The organism is Metasolibacillus sp. FSL K6-0083 (genome assembly GCF_038630865.1).
GTDB lineage: Bacteria > Bacillota > Bacilli > Bacillales_A > Planococcaceae > Metasolibacillus > Metasolibacillus fluoroglycofenilyticus.
The window spans coordinates 1,609,540-1,632,566 of record NZ_CP152046.1 but is presented as its reverse complement, the minus strand read 5'-3'; the positions used below and the strand labels follow the sequence as shown (position 1 = coordinate 1,632,566).

18 protein-coding genes are annotated in these 23,027 nt (G+C 40.8%); 8 read left to right on the top strand and 10 right to left on the bottom strand.

The window, feature by feature from the left end; all coding sequences use genetic code 11:
- Window positions 1-5 precede the first annotated feature (5 nt).
- The 5 genes from MHB51_RS07785 to MHB51_RS07765 are packed head-to-tail and all read left to right on the top strand — an operon-like array spanning window position 6 to window position 7,697.
- Window positions 6-1,484, top strand: coding sequence for a hypothetical protein (locus MHB51_RS07785; RefSeq protein ID WP_342559332.1), 1,479 nt, complete (start codon window positions 6-8; stop codon window positions 1,482-1,484).
- Window positions 1,485-1,495: 11 nt separating this feature from the next.
- Window positions 1,496-2,491, top strand: coding sequence for a MoxR family ATPase (locus MHB51_RS07780; RefSeq protein WP_066169544.1), 996 nt, complete (start codon window positions 1,496-1,498; stop codon window positions 2,489-2,491).
- Window positions 2,488-3,363 carry a DUF58 domain-containing protein gene (locus tag MHB51_RS07775; protein ID WP_342559331.1) on the top strand — a complete coding sequence of 292 codons (876 nt, stop codon included), beginning with the start codon at window positions 2,488-2,490 and terminating at the stop codon, window positions 3,361-3,363. The genes MHB51_RS07780 and MHB51_RS07775 overlap by 4 nt, the downstream gene beginning before the upstream one ends.
- A gap of 10 nt (window positions 3,364-3,373) precedes the next feature.
- Window positions 3,374-5,119 (top strand): VWA domain-containing protein, encoded by a 1,746-nt coding sequence (locus tag MHB51_RS07770; RefSeq protein ID WP_342559330.1) that lies wholly within the window; start codon window positions 3,374-3,376, stop codon window positions 5,117-5,119.
- Window positions 5,103-7,697 carry a VWA domain-containing protein gene (locus tag MHB51_RS07765; protein ID WP_342559329.1) on the top strand — a complete coding sequence of 865 codons (2,595 nt, stop codon included), beginning with the start codon at window positions 5,103-5,105 and terminating at the stop codon, window positions 7,695-7,697. Before MHB51_RS07770 ends, MHB51_RS07765 begins: the two co-directional genes overlap by 17 nt.
- A gap of 223 nt (window positions 7,698-7,920) precedes the next feature.
- Here the strand turns inward: MHB51_RS07765 and MHB51_RS07760 are convergent, their stop codons facing one another.
- From MHB51_RS07760 to MHB51_RS07750, 3 genes are all read right to left on the bottom strand, one after another.
- The gene (locus tag MHB51_RS07760) at window positions 7,921-8,433 is read right to left on the bottom strand and encodes a hypothetical protein (RefSeq protein WP_342559328.1); all 513 of its coding nucleotides are present in this window, start codon (window positions 8,431-8,433) and stop codon (window positions 7,921-7,923) included.
- 39 nt (window positions 8,434-8,472) lie between these two features.
- Window positions 8,473-8,805, bottom strand: a complete 333-nt coding sequence (locus tag MHB51_RS07755) for a redox protein (RefSeq protein ID WP_342472936.1) — start codon at window positions 8,803-8,805, stop codon at window positions 8,473-8,475.
- 168 nt (window positions 8,806-8,973) lie between these two features.
- Window positions 8,974-10,161 (bottom strand): MFS transporter, encoded by a 1,188-nt coding sequence (locus MHB51_RS07750; protein ID WP_066169556.1) that lies wholly within the window; start codon window positions 10,159-10,161, stop codon window positions 8,974-8,976.
- Between the two features lie 206 nt (window positions 10,162-10,367).
- On the opposite strand from MHB51_RS07750, the gene MHB51_RS07745 reads away from it, so the two are divergent.
- Window positions 10,368-14,870, top strand: coding sequence for an S-layer homology domain-containing protein (locus MHB51_RS07745; RefSeq protein WP_342559327.1), 4,503 nt, complete (start codon window positions 10,368-10,370; stop codon window positions 14,868-14,870).
- A 46-nt stretch (window positions 14,871-14,916) separates the two neighbouring features.
- Here the strand turns inward: MHB51_RS07745 and MHB51_RS07740 are convergent, their stop codons facing one another.
- Genes MHB51_RS07740 through MHB51_RS07720 form a run of 5 tightly spaced genes read right to left on the bottom strand, consistent with a single transcriptional unit; the run spans window position 14,917 to window position 19,254 of the window.
- On the bottom strand, window positions 14,917-15,993 hold the full coding sequence (locus MHB51_RS07740) for an ABC transporter substrate-binding protein (RefSeq protein WP_342559326.1): 1,077 nt from the start codon (window positions 15,991-15,993) through the stop codon (window positions 14,917-14,919).
- A gap of 3 nt (window positions 15,994-15,996) precedes the next feature.
- Window positions 15,997-16,791, bottom strand: a complete 795-nt coding sequence (locus MHB51_RS07735) for an ABC transporter permease (protein ID WP_066170293.1) — start codon at window positions 16,789-16,791, stop codon at window positions 15,997-15,999.
- On the bottom strand, window positions 16,791-17,597 hold the full coding sequence (locus MHB51_RS07730; protein ID WP_066169564.1) for an ABC transporter permease: 807 nt from the start codon (window positions 17,595-17,597) through the stop codon (window positions 16,791-16,793). Before MHB51_RS07730 ends, MHB51_RS07735 begins: the two co-directional genes overlap by 1 nt.
- Window positions 17,587-18,693, bottom strand: a complete 1,107-nt coding sequence (locus MHB51_RS07725; protein WP_066169566.1) for an ABC transporter ATP-binding protein — start codon at window positions 18,691-18,693, stop codon at window positions 17,587-17,589. The genes MHB51_RS07730 and MHB51_RS07725 overlap by 11 nt, the downstream gene beginning before the upstream one ends.
- Before the next feature lie 15 nt (window positions 18,694-18,708).
- Window positions 18,709-19,254, bottom strand: coding sequence for an XRE family transcriptional regulator (locus MHB51_RS07720; protein WP_066169569.1), 546 nt, complete (start codon window positions 19,252-19,254; stop codon window positions 18,709-18,711).
- A gap of 371 nt (window positions 19,255-19,625) precedes the next feature.
- Between MHB51_RS07720 and MHB51_RS07715 the strand changes: the two genes are divergently transcribed.
- Together MHB51_RS07715 and MHB51_RS07710 are read left to right on the top strand one after the other, a co-directional pair.
- On the top strand, window positions 19,626-20,060 hold the full coding sequence (locus tag MHB51_RS07715) for a redoxin domain-containing protein (protein WP_342559325.1): 435 nt from the start codon (window positions 19,626-19,628) through the stop codon (window positions 20,058-20,060).
- Window positions 20,061-20,121: 61 nt separating this feature from the next.
- Window positions 20,122-20,778 carry a TrkA family potassium uptake protein gene (locus tag MHB51_RS07710; RefSeq protein WP_066169575.1) on the top strand — a complete coding sequence of 219 codons (657 nt, stop codon included), beginning with the start codon at window positions 20,122-20,124 and terminating at the stop codon, window positions 20,776-20,778.
- A gap of 91 nt (window positions 20,779-20,869) precedes the next feature.
- On the opposite strand, the gene MHB51_RS07705 is transcribed toward MHB51_RS07710, so the two are convergent.
- Complete coding sequence (locus tag MHB51_RS07705; RefSeq protein WP_066169576.1) at window positions 20,870-21,073, bottom strand: hypothetical protein; 204 nt, start codon at window positions 21,071-21,073, stop codon at window positions 20,870-20,872.
- Between the two features lie 285 nt (window positions 21,074-21,358).
- Entirely contained in the window at window positions 21,359-23,026 is a 1,668-nt protein-coding gene (rnjA, locus tag MHB51_RS07700; protein ID WP_066169578.1) for a ribonuclease J1, read from the bottom strand.
- Window position 23,027 lies beyond the last annotated feature (1 nt).

The following is a 23,027-nucleotide window of genomic DNA, read 5'->3' as shown; positions in this document are numbered from 1 at the left end:
TGGACATGGAGCAGCGTAAGCAATTACGAAGCTATATTCAACGTGCAAAAAGAAGTTTACGACTAGAAAAAAGCATACCGCTTGCGCAATATGGCTTGTTTTTTGCATTGCTTGCGAGCGCTTCAATCATGATTATTTCAAGATTGTTCGTCTGGCCGTATTATCGCCAAACAGCTTTTCTAGCGTTTGTTGCCTGTTTTATTGTAACGCTTATCATCATTTGGTGGAAGCGAGTACGTGAACAGGAGGCTTTGTTTAAGCTAGATAGTTATTTTGCTCATAATGAACTTGTGACGTCGCTATCTTTTAAAAATGACAAGGAGCCGCTTGTGCAATCATTGCTGCAAAAGGCGATACGCAATATGGAGCAAGCATTTGCGGCATTTAAGCAACGCGAAAAGCAATTGTTTCGCCCGAAAGCGCTAATTGGCGTTATCGTTACTGTTTGTTTACTGGCTGTGATGTATATGTTCCCTGCCAAGTCACAAATGGAAGCGATTGAAGTGGAAAAAGAGCAGGCAGTAATAGAGGATATTAAAAAAGAAGTTGCGCAGTTGGAAAAAAAAGCAGAGTCAAAAGAAGTAAAAGAGCAATTGAAGGAATTGCAAAATAAATTGAAAGAAGCGACGACGGCGGAGGAAGCTTTGCGTGAGATGGTGAAAAAGCAAAAAGAGCTGGCGCTAAAGGAGCAGCAACTAAAGGATAAGCAGACAGCTACACAAAATGCTGGCGATGCAAGCGATGGCTTAACCGCTCAAGAGGTAGAACAGTTGAAGGAGCTGGCACAAACACAGCAGCAATTGACGAAAAACGCCAACGCTACACAGGCTGCGATGGGGAATCTAGGAAAACCTTTAAGTAAATCGCTACAAAATGCAATTGCAGCAGCAAATAATTCCAATGCGAATGCTGCAAATCAAAACAATCAGCAAGGTCAGGCTGGTCAACAAGGTCAAGCGGGACAGCCAGGGCAACAAGGCAAATCTGGTCAGCAGGGGCAGTCAGGTCAACAAGGACAGGGTCAAGGTCAGGGACAAGGCCAAGGTCAGGGCCAAGGTCAAGGTCAAGGACAAGGACAAGGTCAGGGACAAGGACAAGGACAAGGCCAAGGACAAGGTCAGGGACAAGGACAAGGACAAGGACAAGGTCAAGGACAAGGTCAAGGACAAGGTCAAGGTCAAGGTCAAGGACAGGGACAAGGCTCTGGTGCAGGAACAGGTCAAGGAAGCCGAGATTTATTAACAATCCCTAATCGAATAGGTGGACAAGGCGAGACAACTGTTGATGGTGGTGCATTAGGTCAAGGTTCGCATGTTTCAGAGCAAGAGGCAGATGGTCCTGTTGTGAAAGGAACGGTTCGCCCATATGAAGAGGTGATTGGCACGTATAAAGATAGCTATTTGGAAAGCTCAGAGCGTTTGCAATTACCAAAAGATTTACAGTCAGTTGTGCAATCCTATTTTACGTCAATCGAGTCGCGCTAGGAGGAATTTTCATGGCATTTTCAGAACAGCAGTACACGGAAATGAGTAAAAAATTACAGCAAGTAAAGGAAGAAATTCATCGCTTTATTGTCGGTCAGGAGGAAGCGATTGACTATACATTATATGCAGTGCTAGCAGATGGTCATGCATTGCTAGAAGGTTTGCCAGGCTTAGGGAAAACGATGTTAATCCGTACAATTTCAGAGGTTCTAGATTTGTCATTTTCACGTATTCAGTTTACGCCAGATTTAATGCCCGCAGACATTACAGGAACGAGCATGATTGAGCGAACGCCAGATGGCAAACAGCAATTTATTTTTCAGCCAGGTCCTATTTTTAGTCAAATGGTGTTAGCAGATGAAATTAACCGTGCAACACCGAAAACGCAAAGTGCCTTGCTGGAGGCGATGGGTGAAAAAACGGTAACGATTTTAGGAGATACGAAAAAGATGGCTAAGCCGTTTTTCGTTTTGGCTACCCAAAACCCGATTGAAATGGAAGGGACATATCCACTGCCAGAGGCACAAATGGACCGTTTCCTCTGTAAAATACTCGTACCCTATCCATCGAAGCAAGAGTTAATGGAAATTATGAAACGCACAACTGGCGCTGCAGAAATTAGTTTACAAAAAATAATGGATGCACAGCAGCTTGTTGAGGCACAGCATATGGTCAAGGAAGTATTGGTAGCTGAGGAGATGCTAGAGTATGCAACAGAGCTTATTGTGGCGACGCATCCAGAAGGTGAATTTGCCCTTGAGGAAGTAAAGCAATATGCGTTGTATGGCAGCGGTCCTCGTGGATTGCAAAGTTTAATTAAGCTCGCCAAGGCACGAGCGTTAATGAATGGTCGTTTTCATGTGTCAGTAGCGGATATTAAGACGGTTGCGAAGCCTGTATTGCGTCATCGTATGCTGTTGAATTATGAAGGGGAGGCTTCTGGTAAGACAGCAGACGATATTATCGACATTATTTTAGAAAAAGTGCAGCAAGGTGTTAGCAAGTGAGCAATAAATATGTCTTACCGGAAGATTGGCTCGTAAAAATCGGCCGCTTCCAAGTAGCAACGGCCTCCAAATTACGTGGGCAGCATAAAGGCTCGCACCGTTCGCAACGCTTCGGGGCATCGCTCGATTTTTCAGATTTTCGTGAATATCACTTAGGAGACGATGTTAGGCAGGTAGATTGGAATGTTTTCGCAAGAACTGAAAAGTATTTTATTAAACGCTTTTTAGATGAACAAGAAATGCGTGTTCATATTTTACTAGATACGACAAAATCGATGGGGGCAGAAACGAAATGGCTTTTTGCAAGGCAAATAGCCACATCGCTAGGTTTAATGGTGCTTGGACGTGATGATCGACTCTCCTTTTCTTATTTACAGGAAGAGCTAGTCCCACCGTTTCGTCGTAAAGGAGCCACATATAGACGCGCCTTTCTACAAATCGTTTCTGCAATTGAGCAGGCAAATTATAGCGAGCGCTTTGCACAGGGTGCTTTAAGAGCATTGCCGAAAGATAGTACCATATTATTTATTATTACAGATGGTCTAGAGCCTATTGAAGAATGGGAGCAGTTATTAAAACGGCTGCCACGCTTTGCTGGAGATGTACGCATCATCCAAATTATTACAGAGGAAGAGCTAGCTCCACATTATGCAGGCGATGTTCGACTTTTAGATAGCGAAACAGGAAATGATGTTAATGTAACGATGTCGAGAAAGGTATTAGACACATATTCAGAAAGACGCTTATTACATGAGCAACAATTTGATGCAATTTGCCATCGCTTCGGTGTTCGCAAATTGCAATTAAAGGTGGAGGATGGCTTACAGCACGCCATATTCCATCAATTATTGAAAGCACATTGGATTAGGTGAGGTGAGCCGTATGGGCTTTAGTCAAATTATTTATAGCTGGACGGCCATCTTTCCGGTTATTGTCCTACTGTATTATTTCTTCCGTAAAAAATATACCGAACAGCCTGTATCCTCGACTCTTTTTTGGTCAGAAATTATGCAGGAGACGCGTGTATCACCCTATTTAAAGCACTTACAAAAAAATGCTTTGCTCTATTTACAATTGCTCGCATTACTACTACTGATGCTTGCTTTGATGAACCCATTTATTACGAAATCGAAAATTGCTGGGGCACAAGTAGTGTTTATCGTTGATACGTCAGCGACAATGCTTGCGGGGAAAGAGCAATCAACATTCGAGCAACATAAAGAGGAGATGCTAGCGTTAGTTCATGAATTAAACGGTAGACCTGTGACTCTTATTACGACAGGGCATGCTCCAACAGCTGTATTACAGCAGGAAGCGAATACCAATGCGGTTGAGCAGGCAATTCAAGCATTACAAGTCACATATGAAACAGCTCAAATGCACAAATCACTTGATGTGGCGCAAGCCTTTATTGGAGATGTGCCGACATCGGTTTATATTTTTACGGATGCGCTTGATAAAATGCAGCTACCAATTGAAAAAGATACAGTGCAGTGGATTGTGAAAGGGGCAGCCAAAGATTTAAAAAATATTGCCATTACACGTTTTGCTGCGACGACAGACGGACAACATGCAATGGCACTTGTGCAGCTCCGCAATGATACGAAAGAACAGCAACAGGCAGTATTAACATTGTATGATGCGGATAATAAAGAGCTTGTTCGTGAGGAAATTGCTTTACCGCCGAAGGAAGTCATTGCAAAAACCTTTAAAAACTTAGCGGTGACAAGTACGATGACAGCTAAAATTGCTGTGCAAGATGATTATGTAGTTGATAATACGCAAACAGCATTATTGCAAACAGCTAGCGCGGCGCTAATAGTAGATCAAAACTTGCATCAGCTTATTCAAAAAGGATTTCAGGCAATACAGCCAAATGTCAAAATGGCTCCAGCTTTGCAACTTGCTGATAATAAAGATGCAATTATCGTAACGAATCAAACGTCCCTCTTAGGGCAAACAAAAAAACCTATCGTTTTGTTTGGTAGGGACGACACAGAAAAATTTGAAGCAGCAGGGAATGTAAAGACAACGAATGATGCACTATTTGCCTTTAGCGACTTAAAAGATGTCTATGTAAGCGCATTGTATGAGGGCTTTGAGAGCTATAAAACGATTGCTTCCGTTGGGGAGAAGCCATTTATCCAACTTTCCTCTGAGGGAGATATTATTGTTTTAGCGGATATTGAAGATACCGATTGGCCATTGCATCCGTCATTCCCACTGTTTTTATGGAGTGTGGAGCAGCAGCTAGTAGAATCCTCTAGCTCACTTGGTATTTTTGCACCGAATGAGGAACGAGTAGTGGCATTAGCACAGGGAGATTGGTCTGTCTATTCACAGGAAGATGAATTCTTATCAACTGTTACCAATGGTATTTTAACAGCCCCAATGAAGCCGGGAGCCTATATCGCGCGTTCAGCTGATGAGGCGAAACGCTTCATCGTGCAATTGCAGGCACAGGAGCGCATCATCGAAGAAGGGACAAGCTATACAATTGGCGCGTTACCAGATGATGGTGGAGAGGAAATGTCGAAATCATCCATTGTGCCATGGATTATCGTGCTTGCTTTACTATTGTTAATTGTGGAATGGGAGGTGCAACGACGTCGTGGATTTACGAATTGATATACCGCTTGCATTGTTATTATTACTTCCACTATTAATTTATTTTATTTGGACATATTGGCGAGAGCGAGAGCGTCTGAAAAAAAGCCATATTGTTGTGTTAGGGATTCGAATTGTAGCAGCTTGCTGTCTTGTTTTTGCACTTGCAAGTCCCTATATTTTATTACCGATTAAAGAGCAGCAAATCATTTTTTTAGTTGATCGTTCAGCCTCAATGAATACAACAGAGCAGGAGCTTACTGATTTTATTGTGGAAAGCTTAAAGGAGAAAAAAAATGACCAAGCAGTAGGTATTTATTCCTTTGCTTCAAATATGCAAACGGAAGCGATGTTAGCGGCTGATTTAAAGGAAGTACCAAAGTTTACCGCACTAAAAAATAATGGTGAAACGAATATTGAACAAAGCTTGCAAATTGCTACAGGGATTGTTGATCCGCAAAAGGCAACGCGCTTTGTCCTCTTAACAGATGGGAATGAAACGAAGGGGGATGTGTTAGAATTTGCGAGCAAGCTCAAAGGTTCTACAATAAGCGTCGATGTCGTGCCATTTCAGCAAAAAGTGACTAATGACGTATCATTGAAAAGCTTTGTGACACCGCAAATTGCATATGCTGGCGAACAACAGCAACTCGTAACAGAAATTTACGCAACCGAAGCTGGGCAAGGAGAGCTTTTATTATACGAAAATGACCAGCTTATTCACCGAGAAGCAGTTGAATTGACAGAGGGCTCCAATGTTTTTACTTATAAGCATAGTATGAAATCAGAAGGTCTTGTAAAATATGAGGCTGTTGTACAAGTTGGAGAAGATGCGATTTATGAAAATAATAAGTTGACAAGTATAACGATGGTACAAAGTGAGCCGCGCCTGTTAATTGTTAATGGCTATGACACGGCATCGCCAATAGCTGCTGCATTAGGCCAGCATGCTATTAACTACGATGTGGTCGCAGCTAACAGCTTACCAAACGACCTTTCAAGCTATTTGCAATATAATGCCATTATTTTTGATAATGTATCAGGGCATTTAGTCGGAGAAGCAAAAATGCTCGTTATTGAGCAGGCTGTAAAAAACTTCGGTGTAGGCTTTGCGATGATTGGTGGAGAAAATAGCTTTGGCTTAGGGGGCTATTTTAAAACACCAATTGAAGCATTATTACCTGTTGAAATGGAGATAAAGGGCAAGGAGCAGCTCCCTTCATTAGGTCTTGTTATTGTGCTTGACCGTTCTGGGAGCATGTACGGCAATAAGCTAGAGCTTGCTAAGGAAGCGGCGGCACGTTCTGTAGAATTGCTACGTGAGGAGGATACACTAGGCTTTATCGCCTTTGATGACCGTCCGTGGGAAATTATCGAAACAGGTCCGTTAGGTAGTAAGGAGGATGCTGTCGATACGATATTATCGGTGACACCGGGTGGTGGTACAGAAATTTATAGCTCATTATCGCTAGCCTATGAAAATTTAGCTGATTTACAATTACAGCGCAAACATATTATTTTATTAACAGATGGTCAATCCCAGTCTGGTAATTATGAGGAGCTAATTGAAGAAGGCAAAAATAATAATATTACGCTATCAACCGTAGCGATTGGTAGTGACGCAGATGGTGCGTTATTACAACAGCTAAGTGAAATGGGAAGTGGACGCTTTTATGATGTAATTGATGAGCAAATGATTCCTTCGATTTTATCGCGCGAAACAGCGATGATTTCACGCACTTATATTGAGGATAACCCATTTTATCCTACGATTTATAATGCGCTAGGCTGGAATGCGTTGTTCGCGCAAGGTGTACCAGAGATGAATGCCTATATCGGAACGACAGCAAAGCAAGGAGCGATTGTAGTGGCAGAAAGCGCAAAGGAAGATCCTGTGCTTGCGCAATGGCAATATGGCTTAGGGAAAACTTTTGCCTTTACGTCTGATTCAACGGGAAAATGGACAGGCGACTTTGCGAGATGGCAGGATTGGGGAATGTTTTGGCAAACGATGCTATCACAAATGCTCCCAAGCTATAATGATATCGCCTACGATGTACGTTTAGAGGCAGACGGTACCTTTATGATTACAGACCCGACAAATGAGGCCGCTTTTTTAGATATTGTTGCTGTCAATGAAGCAGGAGAAGAGCTGGAAACACAACTTGAGATGATTTCCGCATCCCAAGTAAGGGCGACGGTGGAGGCAGAGCAAGGACTTATTTTCTTCCGCATTGCGGATGAGGAGCAGGCCATTTACCAGGCTGGTTTAACTGTTCCATACAGTGCAGAGTACGAGTTAAGGCCTGTCAATGACAGGTTAGTGGAAGAATTGACGGAGCGAACAGGCGGTGCTATTTTGAAGGAGCCAGCCGAAATTTTCCGCGACTTCACAACGAAGGGCGCGGAGCGTCAAAATATTGCTACATGGCTATTATTAGCAGGTATGCTATTATTCTTTATTGATATTACACTACGTCGTTTTGGCTGGGGTTTTTTCGTTAAGCCGAGAAAGGACGCAACGATTGTAGAGCAAAAGCCTGTACAGGCAGAGGATACAAATGTTGCCCAGCTTTTAAAAGGAATGAAGAAAAGGTAAGGAGGGCGTCCAACAAGCCGTGCAGTTGCCGGCTTTTGGACGCTTTTATGTGGTGTTTTGATCAAATGAAAATAGAGGGAGTTTTCTTTGAAAACAATAGAAACATTGGTTTCAGAGGTATCTCTTAAGGAAAAGCAACGAAAATCCTTTGTGGTAAATACTACGAGAGGACAATAAAAGAAACAACTATTTAGCTAAAGCAGCTGACTTTTAAAATATTACTTTAGCCCTTGCTTGCTGCCAATTGTTGCATCACTTCCCGCTGCTGTTGCGCTTCTTTTTTAGCCACAAGAAATTGTTCAACAAGCGCAATATTTGCTTCCATTTTTTGCACTTGTCCTGTTGATATAATGCTATTGCTTTTATAGGTGTTCAGTTGCTGCTCTAAATTGCCTTTAGCTGCAGTAAGTGACTGCAGCATGCTGTTTTGCATTTTTGTTTGTAAAAAGCTTTCTGCTGTCACACCGTTTTGATTATGCGTGTCAAGAAATGGATGAATGCCCTCCGGTATTTGTGTGCCAGATAAAAGTCCTTTTCCGAGCGCCACAGAGCCAGCATAAGAGAACATGTTGAACATCGATTCAGATTGCGTTTTCTGCTGCTTTTTATCGCGTGCATTAAACACATCCAATAAAGAATCATAAAAATCTTTGCCGTCTTCATTAATAAAGCGAGCATCTTTCGTTGTTGACCATTGACTGGCTAATAGTTGTGCATTTGCAATAGGATTTGTCATTAGCATCCCTCCTACTATTGCTATCGGTATTAATTTTCATTATTGAAATAGCCAGCTCCAAATGATGGCGATTCCTCTCCCAGCAAAATAGAATGCGAGAATAGCACCGATAATAATAAATAAACAGCTAAATAGTACGCCATACATAAGCCTTTTTGGAGAAGGAATTTTGCGATTTCCCCATTCCTTTGGGTTGTCACTTGCTACAGTATGAACCTTCCCGCAATTTGGGCATGCCTCTATAAATAAACGATTTTCAATTGTTTTCCCATTGATACGTGCAACTTGAACAGACAAATTAGCTGTGGCAAAGTCGATTGTAAATGATTCTCCACATTGCTCACATTGTTGTATCACTTTTTTCGCTTCCAATAATAGTCATCCTTTAAGTTATAGTTAGGGGCTTTTAATGCGCTGCTAAAACCGAACAACGGATTTTTTTAGGCTATAACTAACGATTCGCTCATAAAGTATGGAAAATCGCTCAGAAAGCCCCGAAAATCGCTCATAATATACTTGAATTCGCTCATAAATCTTAGTTTATTCACTTGGCTGCATTAAATGTGGGGCTTTGCGTGTTGTCCACATAAAGGCTAGCAGCAAGCAAGCGAGTAAAATTAATGTTCCGAACATATAAGGTGCATCCATATTCCAATCAAATAAAGTACCAGCAAGGGCAGGTCCTACCATATTGCCTAAGCTCATATAAGCATTATTCATACCTGCAGCATAGCCTTGCCCTTCACCCGCCAGCTTTGATACGAGCGTATTGACTGCAGGGCGAATAAATGTTGTGGCAATTGAGAACAATGTAGCGACAGTTAAAATAATAAAGAAACCACTAATATAAATCATTAAAAGCATTGTAATGGCTGCAACGAATAAATTGATAAGAATGACTTTCATTTCACCGAAGCGTTTAAACAATCGGTCGATGACAAACATTTGCAAAACCACTCCTGCAAAGCCGCCTACAGTTAATACGATGGCAATATCTGTAGGCGTATAGTGGAATTTATAGCCTAAATAAATGGCCATTGTCGCTTGGAAATTAGCGATGCCGAAGCTAAAAGTAAAAATAACGATTAGCACAACGAAGTAAGGCATTTTTACGGAATTCGCTAATTGTTTAAATAGGTTTTCCTTTTTCATCTGCTGTCTTAATTGCACGGCTACATTTGGTAAAACAAAATAGGAAATAAGTGCAGTGGCTAACGCAAAGCCACCTGCGATGTAAAATGGAAAATGTAAGTTAACCTTTGCTAAAAACCCACCAATTCCAGGTCCAATTGTGAAGCCTAATGACATGGCAGCGCCTAGCATCCCCATGCCTTTTCCTCGCTCCTCCACTGTTGTAATATCAGCAACATAAGCCATTGTCGGTGCCATGATTAGTGCAGCACCAAGCCCAGCTAAAAAGCGTGCGACAAAAAGCATCCAAACCTGTGTAGCAAGCCCGAAGAAAATTTGCGCACAGCCATAAATAACAAGACCTATAATAATAAATATTTTACGGCCATGACGATCCGATAACTCGCCTGCAATAGGAGAAAATAAAAATTGAGCGAGAGCAAAACCAGCAATAAGAAAGCCTAGTACTTGTCCGCCAACCCCAAAAAGCAATAAATAATCAGGCATTACAGGAATGATAATCCCAATGCCTCCCATTGTAATAAATAAGCTAAACATTAATATGTATAATGCGGATTTATTCGTTTGTTGTGTCATATTGAGTCCATCCTTTCAGTTCAATTTAGTCTACCATAAGGGACGATGAACAGCTATTAATTAAGATTGTAGCAGTGTCATCAATTAGTTCATTTTCGGCATAAAAAATTATGAATATGAGAAAGTATTTTTGATTTTTTAACCTAATTTTAACCTTATGTCTATATAGTCTATTTATGAGAAAACAAATGAAGGAGGATAGTAATATGCAACAAAAAAACAAGCAAATATTAGCACTTATCGCCATTATAGTATTGCTAGTACAAACTGTATTTAGTAGTTTATCAGTTATGGCGGTAAGTACCACCTCTACACTACAGGTTACGATGACCACAGATGGCAAGTCGTATGTAGAAGGCGATATAGCGACAGGCCCTGTAGCCATTCAAGTGACCTCAACTTCCACGGACAGTGCCACGGTAGAATTTTCACAAGACGGGCAAGCATGGCAGCCTTTTGATGTAACAAAACAATTTATTGTAGAAGATATTGGTGAGCATTTTCTATGGTTTCGTCTAACGAAATCAAGCGAGATACAAAAATACACAATTCGCATCGCACAGCCAATGCTTCAAACAATGGCTAATGGGGGAAGTGTAGTGACGCATTATCCACAAGCGGATGTCATGTCAATGGAAGGAAGTGTCGGTTATGATGGCGTGTACGACAATGATTTTTCCCAAAGACTATATGTCGGTATGAGTCATGAAGCTCCTGATTTTCTGAATACAAGAAATAAAAGTGCCTTCCGTTTCAAGCTAGATGCGGAGAAGAAGGCTGTAGCTGCAACTTTGGATTTATATGTTAAGTTTGTAGATGGCGTGAATCCGGGGTATCCGTTATTTATAGATGTTTACGGTTCCCCGAACAATAATCTTACTAATGCTGATGGACCATTAAGTACATTCCCTACGGTCGAAGCAGGAGCTGCTTCGGTACGTTATACCGCTCCGACAGATGGCAGTGGCAGGCCGGTAACACCGCCGGGAGGTAGGATCACACTAGATGTAACTGATATGGTTACGGCATATACAGACTATACAGACCGGGATATTACGCTTGTTGCAGTAGGCAATGAGTTGAGTCCGCTTAATGGACGGTTCTTTATTTATTCGGCTGAATATCCGACCGTATCGGTACGGCCACAGTTAACGGTTACTTATGCAGACAACCAGCCACCAATCGGAACTTTGTCTGTTCAACAAGGAACGCATACGAATAATTCTACTGTTACGCTTGATATTGCCGCATCCGATGCCGAGGGAGATACAGTGACGGCTATGAGATTTACGGAAGATTTGGAAAATTGGCCATCTGTATGGGAAAACTTCACTAATTCAAAGTCGTTCCAGCTATCGCCGGGGGATGGTAACAAGACTATTTATATGCAGTTGAAGGACAGCCAGAATGGAATTTCGGCTATTTACAGAGCATCAGTTTATTTGGATACGTCTGCGCCAACTGGAACAGTGCAGATTAATGATGGCGCCATTTTTACTAATTCGACAGCCGTTAACCTAAGTTTGACCTATGCGGATGGTGCAGCAACCGGATCGAAAGAAATGCGGTTCTCGAATAATTCCCTTGATCCCTTTTCGTGGGGAGCATGGCAACCATTTCATCCGTCGGCCTCGTGGAATATTGTCAGTCAAGAGGGAGAGAATACTGTTTACGTCCAATTCAGAGATGCTGCGGGCAATATTAGTTCGAGCATAATCAGTGATACGATTATTCTCGATATAACGGGACCTTCTGGAACAATCATGATTGAGGAAGGTGCTTTGAAGACAGCAAATAACAATGTCAACCTTACAATCAATTATAGCGACAATTTTTCTGTCGTGCATATGCGATTGCGCAATGAGAACCAGCCTGCGGGTTCTGGTGTATGGGAATACGCTTCGGCATCCAAAATCTGGACGCTTTCTGGCGGGCAAGGAACTAAAACCGTATATGTAGAATTTCGTGATGCCGCAGGCAATGTAAGCACAGCAGTAAGTGCAAGTATTGAATTGGATACGATGCCTCCTCAAGTAGTTGGGGTAGTAAATGGCGGACTCTATAACAGCGCAGTCACGTTTAGCTTCAATGAAGGAGTAGCAACACTGAACGGTGCCTCTGTAACCTCTCCTTATATGGTCACAGGTGAAGGCGACTATACGCTCATTGTTACAGACGATGTCGGTAATGCAACGACTGTTTCATTTAAGATTGATCGGACACCACCAGATGGGGAGGTTACGATAAATAACGGTATTCAGTGGACGAACAACGTCAATGTCACATTGATGCTATCGGGCTTGAGTTCGGATACTCATCAATTGCAAATAACGAATAATCCAGCGGACTTCACTGATCATGGTGGCTGGTTGCCTATAGCGGCAACGATAAGTTGGACCTTAACGCCGGGGGATGGCGAGAAAACGGTATATGTCCGCTTTAAGGACAGGGCAGGCAATATTAGCGGTATTGTAAGGGATTCGATAACACTTCTGACCGCAGTGCCAACTGGAACGGTAACAATTGATAATGGGGCTACATGGGCAGTCACAACAGCAGTAGAGCTTGCTTTTGATAACCTTAGCGACCATATTGCAGAATTCCAAGTATCAAATTTGAATGGAGACTGGGGCACAGCGGTTTGGACGCCGATTGTGCCAGTATATAATTGGAATCTTGCAACAGGAGATGGCGATAAAACGATTTATGTGCGTTTCCGTGATAGGGCGGGGAATATCGGAAACGCAGTTAGTGCTACAATCAAGCTAGATATGGAAGCACCGACAGGGACCGTTGTAATTAATGGTGGAAACGAGTGGACAATAGATACAGATGTAACATTATCGTTTGCGGGAATCAGTCCAGATGCGGAAGCAATGCAAATATCGAATGATGCTGATACGTGGCCAGTTACATGGGAAAATATCACATCAACATACAGTTGGAGTCTGTCAACAGGTGATGGTGTAAAGACAGTTTATGTCCGCTTCCGTGATGGAGCGGGTAATATCGGAAACGCAGTTAGTGCTACAATCAAGCTAGATATGGAAGCACCGACCGGAACCGTTATAATTAATGGTGGCAACGAGTGGACGATGGATACAGATGTAACATTATCGTTTACAGGAGTTAGCCTTGATGCGAAAACAATGCAAGTATCGAATGATGCTGGTACATGGCCGTCTACATGGGAAAGTATCGCATCAACGTACAACTGGAACCTTGAAGCGGGAGATGGTGTAAAGACAGTTTATGTCCGCTTTAAAGATGAAGTAGGAAATATAAGTAATGCCATAAGCCAGACAATTAAATTGGATACGGAAGCACCGACCGGAGCCTTTGTAATTAATGATGGGAGAGAGTGGACGATGGATACGGATGTAACTTTATCGTTCACGGGAATCAGCCCAGATGCGGAAGGAATGCAAATATCGAATGATGCTGGTACATGGCCAGCTACATGGGAAAATATCACACCAACATACGATTGGAGTCTGCCAACAGGTGATGGTGCAAAGACAGTTTATGTCCGTTTCCGTGATGGAGCGGGTAATATCGGAAACGCAGTTAGTGCTACAATCAAGCTAGATACGGTAGCACCAACGGGAAGCTTTATAATAAATAGCGGAGACGAGTCGACGAAGGATAAAAATGTAACACTATCGTTTGTTGAAGTCAGTGCGGATGCAGAAGCAATGCAAGTATCAAATGAAGCTAATACATGGTCGTCTGCATGGGAAAATATTGCATTATCGTACAATTGGAATTTGACAGCAGGGAACGGTATGAAGACGGTCTATGTCCGCTTTCGAGATAAGGCGGGGAATATCAGCCCCCCAATTAGTGCTACAATCAAGTTTGCTGTGCCACCAACAGGAGGCAATACAACGCCACCCTCAATATCAAATGGCAATGGTGATTTGGCATCAGCACCTGTTCAAATTACATTGCGTACAAATGGTGGTACAGCACTAACACCAATTGAACTTGCCTATAATACAAAAATAAATGACTTGCCTATCCCAACAAGAGAAGGTTACCGTTTTGACGGTTGGTATGAAGATGAGGCACTGACAAAGCCTTGGGAGGAAGATACGCTCGTCAAAGAGAGCATAACACTTTATGCAAAATGGACAGCATTGTCATTGGAAGAACAAGAAGTACCGCAGGAGCCACAGCGACCTGAGCCAGTCGTGATATTGAGTGATATAGCACAACATTGGGCGAAAGAGATGATTGAGGAACTAGTGGCACAAGGTATTATTCAAGGCTATGAAGACGGCACTTTCCGCCCGAATGAACCAATCAGTCGCATGCATGTGGCAGCCTTACTAACAAGAGCATTTCCTTTTGAACAAGTAAGGGAAGCAAGCCAATTTTCAGATGTGGCGACAACGCACACATATTATGAGGCGGTACGTGCATTACAGCAAGCAGGAATCATTGATGGCACAAATGGGGCTTTCCTACCAACAGAAAATATGACACGTGCACAGTTGGCAAAAGTGCTGGTTGGTGTACTTGGATTGACACCAGAGGGCACAAGCTCGTTCCTTGATGTGGATAGCAAGCATTGGAGTGCGGAATATATTGCAACATTAGAGCGTGAAGGAATTGCACTAGGTGATGGTGGGAAATTCCATCCAAATGCACCTGTGACAAGAGTACAATTTGTAGCGTTTTTATATCGCATTATGCAAAGAGAGTAATATTAAAAGGAAGCTTGTTTGGGATTTTCCCCAAACAAGCTTCTTTTTAATTCATATTCATCTTAAACTCTAAAAACAATTCATTATATTTGCCTAGCCATTCAAGACCAAGGTTTTCGTATACTTCAAGATGCTCGCGTGTTTCCTCATCGGGATAATAACGTTCATCTTCTACGACTTCGGGGTCCAGTAGCTCCATGGCTGCTGCGTTTGGTGTAGAGTAGCCGACATAGTCTGTATTTTGGGCGTTAACTTCTGCGTCTAGCATAAAGTTAATGAAGGCATGTGCCCCCTCAATATTTCTTGCTGTTTTTGGGATAACAAAGTTGTCGAACCATAAATTTGAACCTTCCTCCGGTACAGCGTAGGTTAAATCCTCATTTTCATACATCATGTCTGCGGCTTGCCCTGACCAAGTTAAAGCAACAGCTGCTTCATTATTAATCATTAAAGGGGTAATTTCGTCACCGATAATCGCTTTTACATTTGGTGCAAGAGAAATTAACTTATTTGTTGCAGCCCGAAGGATTTTATCATCCTTTGTGTTTAAAGATTCTCCAATTGAATTTAAGCCCATACCTATTACTTCACGTGCCCCATCAACGAGAAAGACTTTATTTTTTAATGAAGGGTGCCATAAATCTTCCCAAGATTCAAAGGATAATTCATCTCCAATTATAGTAGGGTTATAAACAATCCCGACTGTTCCCCAAAAATACGGTAGTGAATATTCATTGCCCGGATCGAATGGTAAATTTAAAAAATATGGGTCAATATTTTGCAAGTTCGGTATTTTTGAGTGATCTAAAGGAATGAGTAAATCCTTTTCTTTCATCATTTCAATTGTATACTCAGAAGGGGTTGCTATGTCATAAGCTGAACCACCTTGTTGAATTTTCGTTAACATTGCCTCATTTGAATCAAATGTCTCATAAATTACATGGATACCTGTCTCTTGTTCAAATTGTTTAATTAAGTCTGGGTCGATATATTCTCCCCAGTTGAAAACAGTTAGTGTATCCTTGCCCCCTTTGCCACCAGTGACTTGCAATTGATTGACGGCTAAAAATAGTAGAGCACAAGTAATAATAATCGCAATTGTAGCTTGAAGTAACTGTTTCATTCGTTAGCGTCCCACCTTTGCTTGTTTTGAGCGACTATTAACAAAATAGTAGCCGATGACAACAAGTACTGTAATGACGAAAATTAAACCAGAAATCGCGTTAATTGTTAAAGTAATCCCAGTGCGTGCCATAGAATAAATTTCTACAGACAATGTGCTAAAGCCATTTCCTGTCACGAAAAATGTAACGGCGAAATCATCTAATGAATAAGTCAAGGCCATGAAAAATCCAGCGAAAATACCCGGAGAAATATAAGGTAAAATAACGCGCATTAAAACATCGCGCTTTGTTGCACCTAAATCACGCGCCGCATCAATTAAAGATGTATTCATTTCGAGTAGCTTTGGCAACACCATGAGCACAACAATCGGCACGCTGAAGGCGATATGTGAGATTAGCACAGATGTAAAGCCTAATTTTATCCCAATAAAGGTAAATAAAATTAAGAAGCTAGCACCAATAATAACGTCTGGGCTCACAATTAAGACGTTATTGAAAGAAAGCAGTACACTGCGCATTTTAGCATTTTTAACAGATACGATGCCAATAGCGCCAAATGTGCCAATGACCGTTGCAAGCAAGCCTGAAAGTAGCGCAACTAAAATCGTATTAATTAAAATGATAATTAGGCGTGAATCACCGAAGACTGCGGCATAATGCTCTAGTGTAAAAGATTCAAATTCATTCATATTACCTGCGCTATTGAACGAATAAAAAATAAGGTAAAGGATTGGTGCATATAAAATGGCGAAAACAAGAACTAAATAAATTTTAGAAGCGGGCGATAGCTTTTCCATCATACGCGACCTCCCTTCGATTTTTTCCCTGTGAATAACATAATTAAAACCATAATAAAGATTAAGAATACGGCAATCGTTGAACCCATTCCCCAGTTTTGTGACACAAGGAATTGCTGCTCAATTGCTGTCCCGAGCGTAATAACACGGTTTCCCGCAATCAGTCGTGTAATCATAAATAGTGACAGCGCTGGAATGAATGTCACTTGAATACCTGATTTCACGCCATCGATTGTTAATGGGAAAATCACGCGACGGAAAGTTGTAAAACTTGATGCACCAAGGTCACGTGCCGCATAAACAAGTGTTGGGTTTAATTTATCAAGCGAGTTGAAAATGGGAATAATCATAAACGGTATGAAAATATAAACTGATACGAACACAAAGCTAAAATCAGTAAATAAAATCTGCTGCGGATCAAAGCCAAATACTTCAATCATTGCGTTCACAGGCCCGTATAAACCAAAAATACCGATAAAGGCATAAGTTTTTAATAATAAATTAATCCAAGAAGGAATAATGATGAGCATAAGCCATAGATGCTTATGCTTCGTTTTCGTCAATAAATAGGCAACAGGATATGATACGAGCAATGTGAAAAATGTAATTAAGAAGGCGTACCAAAAGCTAGATAGCGTCATTTTCAAATAAACAGTTGAGAAAAACGCAGCATAGTTGCCTAATGTAAAATTGCCTTCTAAGTCTTGTAAAGAATAATAAATAATTAAGGCAATGGGTGCAATAACAAATAGTGCAATCCAAATAACATAAGGAAATAATGCACTTTTTGAATTTTTAGTTTGCATCATCATCATCTCCATATGATTCAAGTCGCTTGTCGAAATCTTCCTCTGTTTCGTTTAAGCGCATAACATGAATAGCTTCTGGATCAAAATCTAAGCCGATTTTTTGTCCCACCTCAGCTTTTTTCAATGAGTGGACAAGCCATTCATTCCCATCTTGGTCGTATGTTGAAATTTCATAATGAACACCACGGAATAATTGTGTATCAACTGTTACAACTAATTTCCCTTTTTCAACAGCCGTAATTTCTAAATCCTCTGGGCGGATAACAACATCAATTTTTTCATTTTTTTGCATGCCTTGGTCTACACATTCAAATTCTTTACCTGCAAAGCTAACACGAAAATCTTCAAGCATGATGCCATCCACGATATTGGATTCTCCAATAAAATCAGCTACGAAGCGGTTGATTGGCTCATCATAAATATCAACAGGTGTCCCAGATTGCTGAATTTCTCCATTTGATAAAACGAAAATCTCATCGCTCATTGCTAGTGCTTCCTCTTGGTCATGCGTGACGAAAACAAAAGTTTTACCTAGGCGCTGCTGCAATTCGCGCAGCTCGTACTGCATTTCTGTACGTAGCTTTAAATCAAGCGCTGATAAAGGCTCATCTAATAAAATAATTTCTGGGTCATTGACAATAGCGCGTGCGATGGCTACACGCTGACGCTGACCACCAGACATTTCAGAAATTTCACGGCTATTATAGCCAGCTAAGTTCACGAATTTTAGTGCCTCTTGTACGCGCTCCTTGATTTCAGCTTCCTTCACTTTTTTAATGCGCAAACCAAACGCGACATTTTCAAAAACATTTAAGTGTGGGAACAGTGCGTAATCCTGAAACACAGTATTTACTTGACGTTCATTAGCAGGCACACTATTAATTTTTTTGTCATGGAAGAAAACAGAACCCCCTGTTGGCTCAGTAAAGCCTGCAATAATTCGTAGAATCGTTGTTTTCCCACAGCCTGACGGACCAAGCAATGTGTAAAATTTTCCTTTTTCTAGCTCAAAATTAATATTTTTTAATACGACTGTCCCATCATCATAGGATTTCGTCACATTTTCAAAGCGAATAATTGTATTGTTGTCCATAACAAGCCTCCTAAACTATAAATAAGATTCAGTTGCAACGAGCAACAATTCTGTTGTCCCGTCATGCACATTAAAAATTTGGTGGTTTGACACAGCATCGTAGTATACAGAATGTCCTTCTGTTGCGATATAAGCCTCTTCACCAATGACAACACGAATGCGACCCTTTAATACGTAAATAAAAGTTTCTGCAAGAGATGGCTCAAAAGCTTTAAAAGCTCCACCTTTATGGATTTTTAAGAAAACAGGCTCCATTTCTTTATCATTCGATGTAGGAATTAGCCATTCGATTTCATATTGTTTTTCACTATCTGTAAAGCTAGTACGGTCTTCCTGTGTAAAAACAATATGCTTGTTTTGCCACTTCTCGTCATCGAAAAATTGCTTCGGCGTTGTCCCCAGCACTTCCAAAATGGAAAATAGTGTTTCGATGGAAGGGGAGTTTAAATCACGTTCGAGCTGGGAAATATAGCCCTTTGTTAAATCTGTTCGTTCACCGAGCTCTTCCTGAGTGAGCCCTTTTTTTAAGCGAAGTTCTTTTATTTTCATACCGATTTGCATTTCTTTGCCTCCTTATAAGTTTAGTAATTTTAAACTATTAGTTATGAAAGTTTACTTTTACAAAACTTTAAGTTTACAAAAACAAAGATAATTATACCGCTTTCCTTCTAAATTACAAGTCATTTCAGAAGTTTTTATCACGATTCAGCAGAAAACTCCCACCTCCACAGGTGTCAAGATGAATGCTTATCTTGCTTTTTATTTAGTGGGTGTTCAAACACTCGCTGAATCATGATAAAGCCACTGGTGGATGTCACAGATTTTGAGCAAGCTCGAAAAATCTGGACGCAATTACGCCGAGGCGTAATTGATAAAGAATTTAAGGTAAATTTTTCGGGTATTTACATATTGTAAAGTAGGAGGAGATAATAATGAAATTGAAAGATGCACTACCAGAATTTCACGGAGCAACAGGATGGCTAAATCGTAAAATAAGAAAAAGTGATTTGAAAAATATTACAATCGTTCATTTTTGGTCAGTTAGCTGTGCTTTGTGCAAGGAACTCTTACCAAAGCTTTATGCAGTAGCAAAAAATTATGAGGTTGATTTAGTAGCGGTTCATATGCCGAGACAACCAGAAGATGAAGAACTTGCAACAGTAAGGGAAGCCGTGCGTCAATATGAGATGAAGGAAGCTATTTTTTTAGACCATAACAAGCATTTGGCAGATATTTATAATCCTCGTTTCATACCGACATACTATGTATTTGACGAGCAGCAACAATTACGCCATATTCAAACGGCAGGCAGCATGCGCTTAATCGAAAATAAAATACAGCATTTGATGCGCATGAAAAGGCAGTAAACACTAGAAAAAATAAAGCAATATACGTTACACTGATGACAGCAGAGTGGAGGAGACAATGATGAAAAAAGAATTTGTTGTAATTGGATTAGGACGCTTTGGCGGAAGTATTGTAAGGGAATTAGTTTCGCTCGGCGCAAATGTTATGGCGATTGATTCGACGAGTGAGCGTGTTGATGAGTATGCTCAAATTGCTACACAGGCAGTTGTTGCTAATACAACCGATGAATCTGTTATTAAATCGCTCGGTTTATGGAATTTTGAGCATGTTATTGTGGCAATCGGTGAGGACATCCAAGCGAGTATTTTAACGACACTAATTTTAAAGGAGCATGGCGTTCCACAAATTACCGTAAAAGCCCAAAATGATTATCATGAAAAAGTATTAAGAAAAATTGGCGCAGACTTTGTCGTACATCCAGAGCGAGATATGGGAATACGTATCGCCAATAATATGATGTCAACGAGCGTACTTGACTATTTAGAGCTATCAGATGAATACTCTATTATGGAAATTAAAGCAAGTGACAAAATTGCAGGTCACAGCTTGATTGATTTGGATATTCGTGCACAGTACGGCATTAACATTGTAGGTATTAAAAGGGATGAAACGATTATTGTTTCACCCATGCCACAGGACCCCATTTTATTAGGGGATATTTTATTAATAATTGGGGCAGATGTCGACATTAACCGCTTTGTAAAGAAAGCACTGTAAAGGGAATTTACGGGCGTAGAATAAAAAACAATGTCAGTGACGCGTCCCAAATACCAGCTAATTGCCAGTATTTGGGACGCCCATATTGCCTTTATTCATAGCGTTTTTCACTGGACGAAGTGTGCTTTGTATTGTGCTTATGTCTTTCATCCTTTACTTGCTCATTTAACTCTTCGACAGGTATAGCATCCACCGTCTTCATATCCTCATGCATATCAAAAATACTTTCTTTCTCAGTATCCAACACATCCGGATTGTGCAAATGTCTTGTTTTAAATTGTTTATTATTTTTCACGCTACTATCACCTCATTCATATTTTTCACCGAAATAAGAAATATTAAACATAAACAAGAGGAGGGCGTTTAAAATGCTGTGCAGTTGATGGCATTTTGGACGCTAGTGATAGTGTTTTGACGCCCGTTAAAATGCTTTTTTGAAAACGAGAGAAATACTGATTTTAAAGGTGTTTTTTCTAAGTAAAAGGGCGTCCCCATAGCCATCAAGTTAAGAAAATAGGTTTATAAATTTGCAAAAAGCGCCCAGCATGTCGGCAATTGCACGGCATGTTGGGCGCCTCTCTTACACTTCCATAATAATCGGTAAAATCATTGGACGACGCTTTGTTTTTTCATATAAATATGGACCTAAAGCATCAGTTATTTCATTTTTGAGCTCAGCCCATTGGATTGATTTTTCTTGAATCACTTTTGTTAAATGCTGATTTAGCATTTTTTGTGCTTCATTAATCATTAAGCCCGATTCACGCATATAGACGAAGCCACGTGAAATAATATCAGGACCAGAAACCATTTTATGCTTTTCCATATCGACGCTTACGACAACAATAACAAGACCTTCCTCAGATAAAATGCGACGGTCACGTAAAACGATATTGCCAATATCACCAATGCCGTTGCCATCGATATAAACATCACCTGAAGGAATTCGGCCTGCGACATGTGCCTCATTTGCACTTAATGCTAAAACATCCCCATTTTCCATCACGAATGAGTTTTCGATTGGTACATCGCAATCCTCAGCAAGCTGTGTATGCATTTTCAGCATGCGATATTCACCGTGGATTGGCATAAAGAATTTTGGCTTCATTAAACGAAGCATCAGCTTTTGTTCTTCCTGCGAGCCATGTCCTGAAGTGTGAATATTATTAAGCGAGCCATGAATTACCTCCGCGCCTGCGCGGTAGAGCAAGTTAATAATTTTATTAACACTAATTTGATTTCCTGGAATTGGTGATGAAGAGAACACCACTGTATCACCAGGTTGGATTTGAATTTGACGGTGTGTACCATTAGCAATTCGTGATAAAGCAGCCATAGGTTCACCTTGTGAGCCAGTACATAAAATCAACACTTCATTGGCTGGTAGGCGATTAATACTTCCGGCATCGACAAATGTTTCCTTTGGCGCTGAAATATAGCCTAGGTCTCGACCGATTGAAATTGCATTATCCATCGAGCGTCCAAATACAGCGATTTTGCGACCATGTGCTACTGCTGCATCTGTAACTTGTTGTAGACGATGGATGTTTGATGCGAATGTTGCAAAAATAACACGGCCTTCAACTTTGCGGAATACATCATCAATGCTCTCACCAACTTTACGTTCAGACATCGTAAAGTTAGGTACTTCAGCATTTGTACTATCTGATAATAAGCAAAGTACTCCGTCACGCCCAATTTCAGCCATTTTTGTTAAGTTTGCTGGCTCACCAACAGGTGTAAAGTCAAATTTGAAATCTCCTGTATGGACGATGTTGCCAGGTGGTGTTTTTACAACGATTCCGTATGCATCTGGAATACTATGTGTTGTACGGAAAAAGCTAACCGATGTTTTTCGGAATTTGATAATATCTTCTTCCTTAATTTCAATCATCTTTGTTGTGCGCAATAAACCATGCTCTTCTAATTTATTTCGCAATAAACCTAGCGCTAATTTACCGCCATAAACCGGGACATTTAATTGACGCAGTAAGTATGGAATACCGCCAATGTGGTCTTCATGTCCATGTGTAATAAATAGTCCCTTAATTTTGTCTACATTCCGCACTAAATATGTGTAGTCTGGAATAACGTAATCAATTCCTAATAAATCATCTTCAGGAAATTTAATGCCTGCATCGATTAAAATAATTTCGTCTTGGAATTGAACGCCATATGTGTTTTTGCCGATTTCGCCCAGTCCGCCGAGCGCGAAAACAGCCGCTTGATCATTTTTAACAAATTTCATA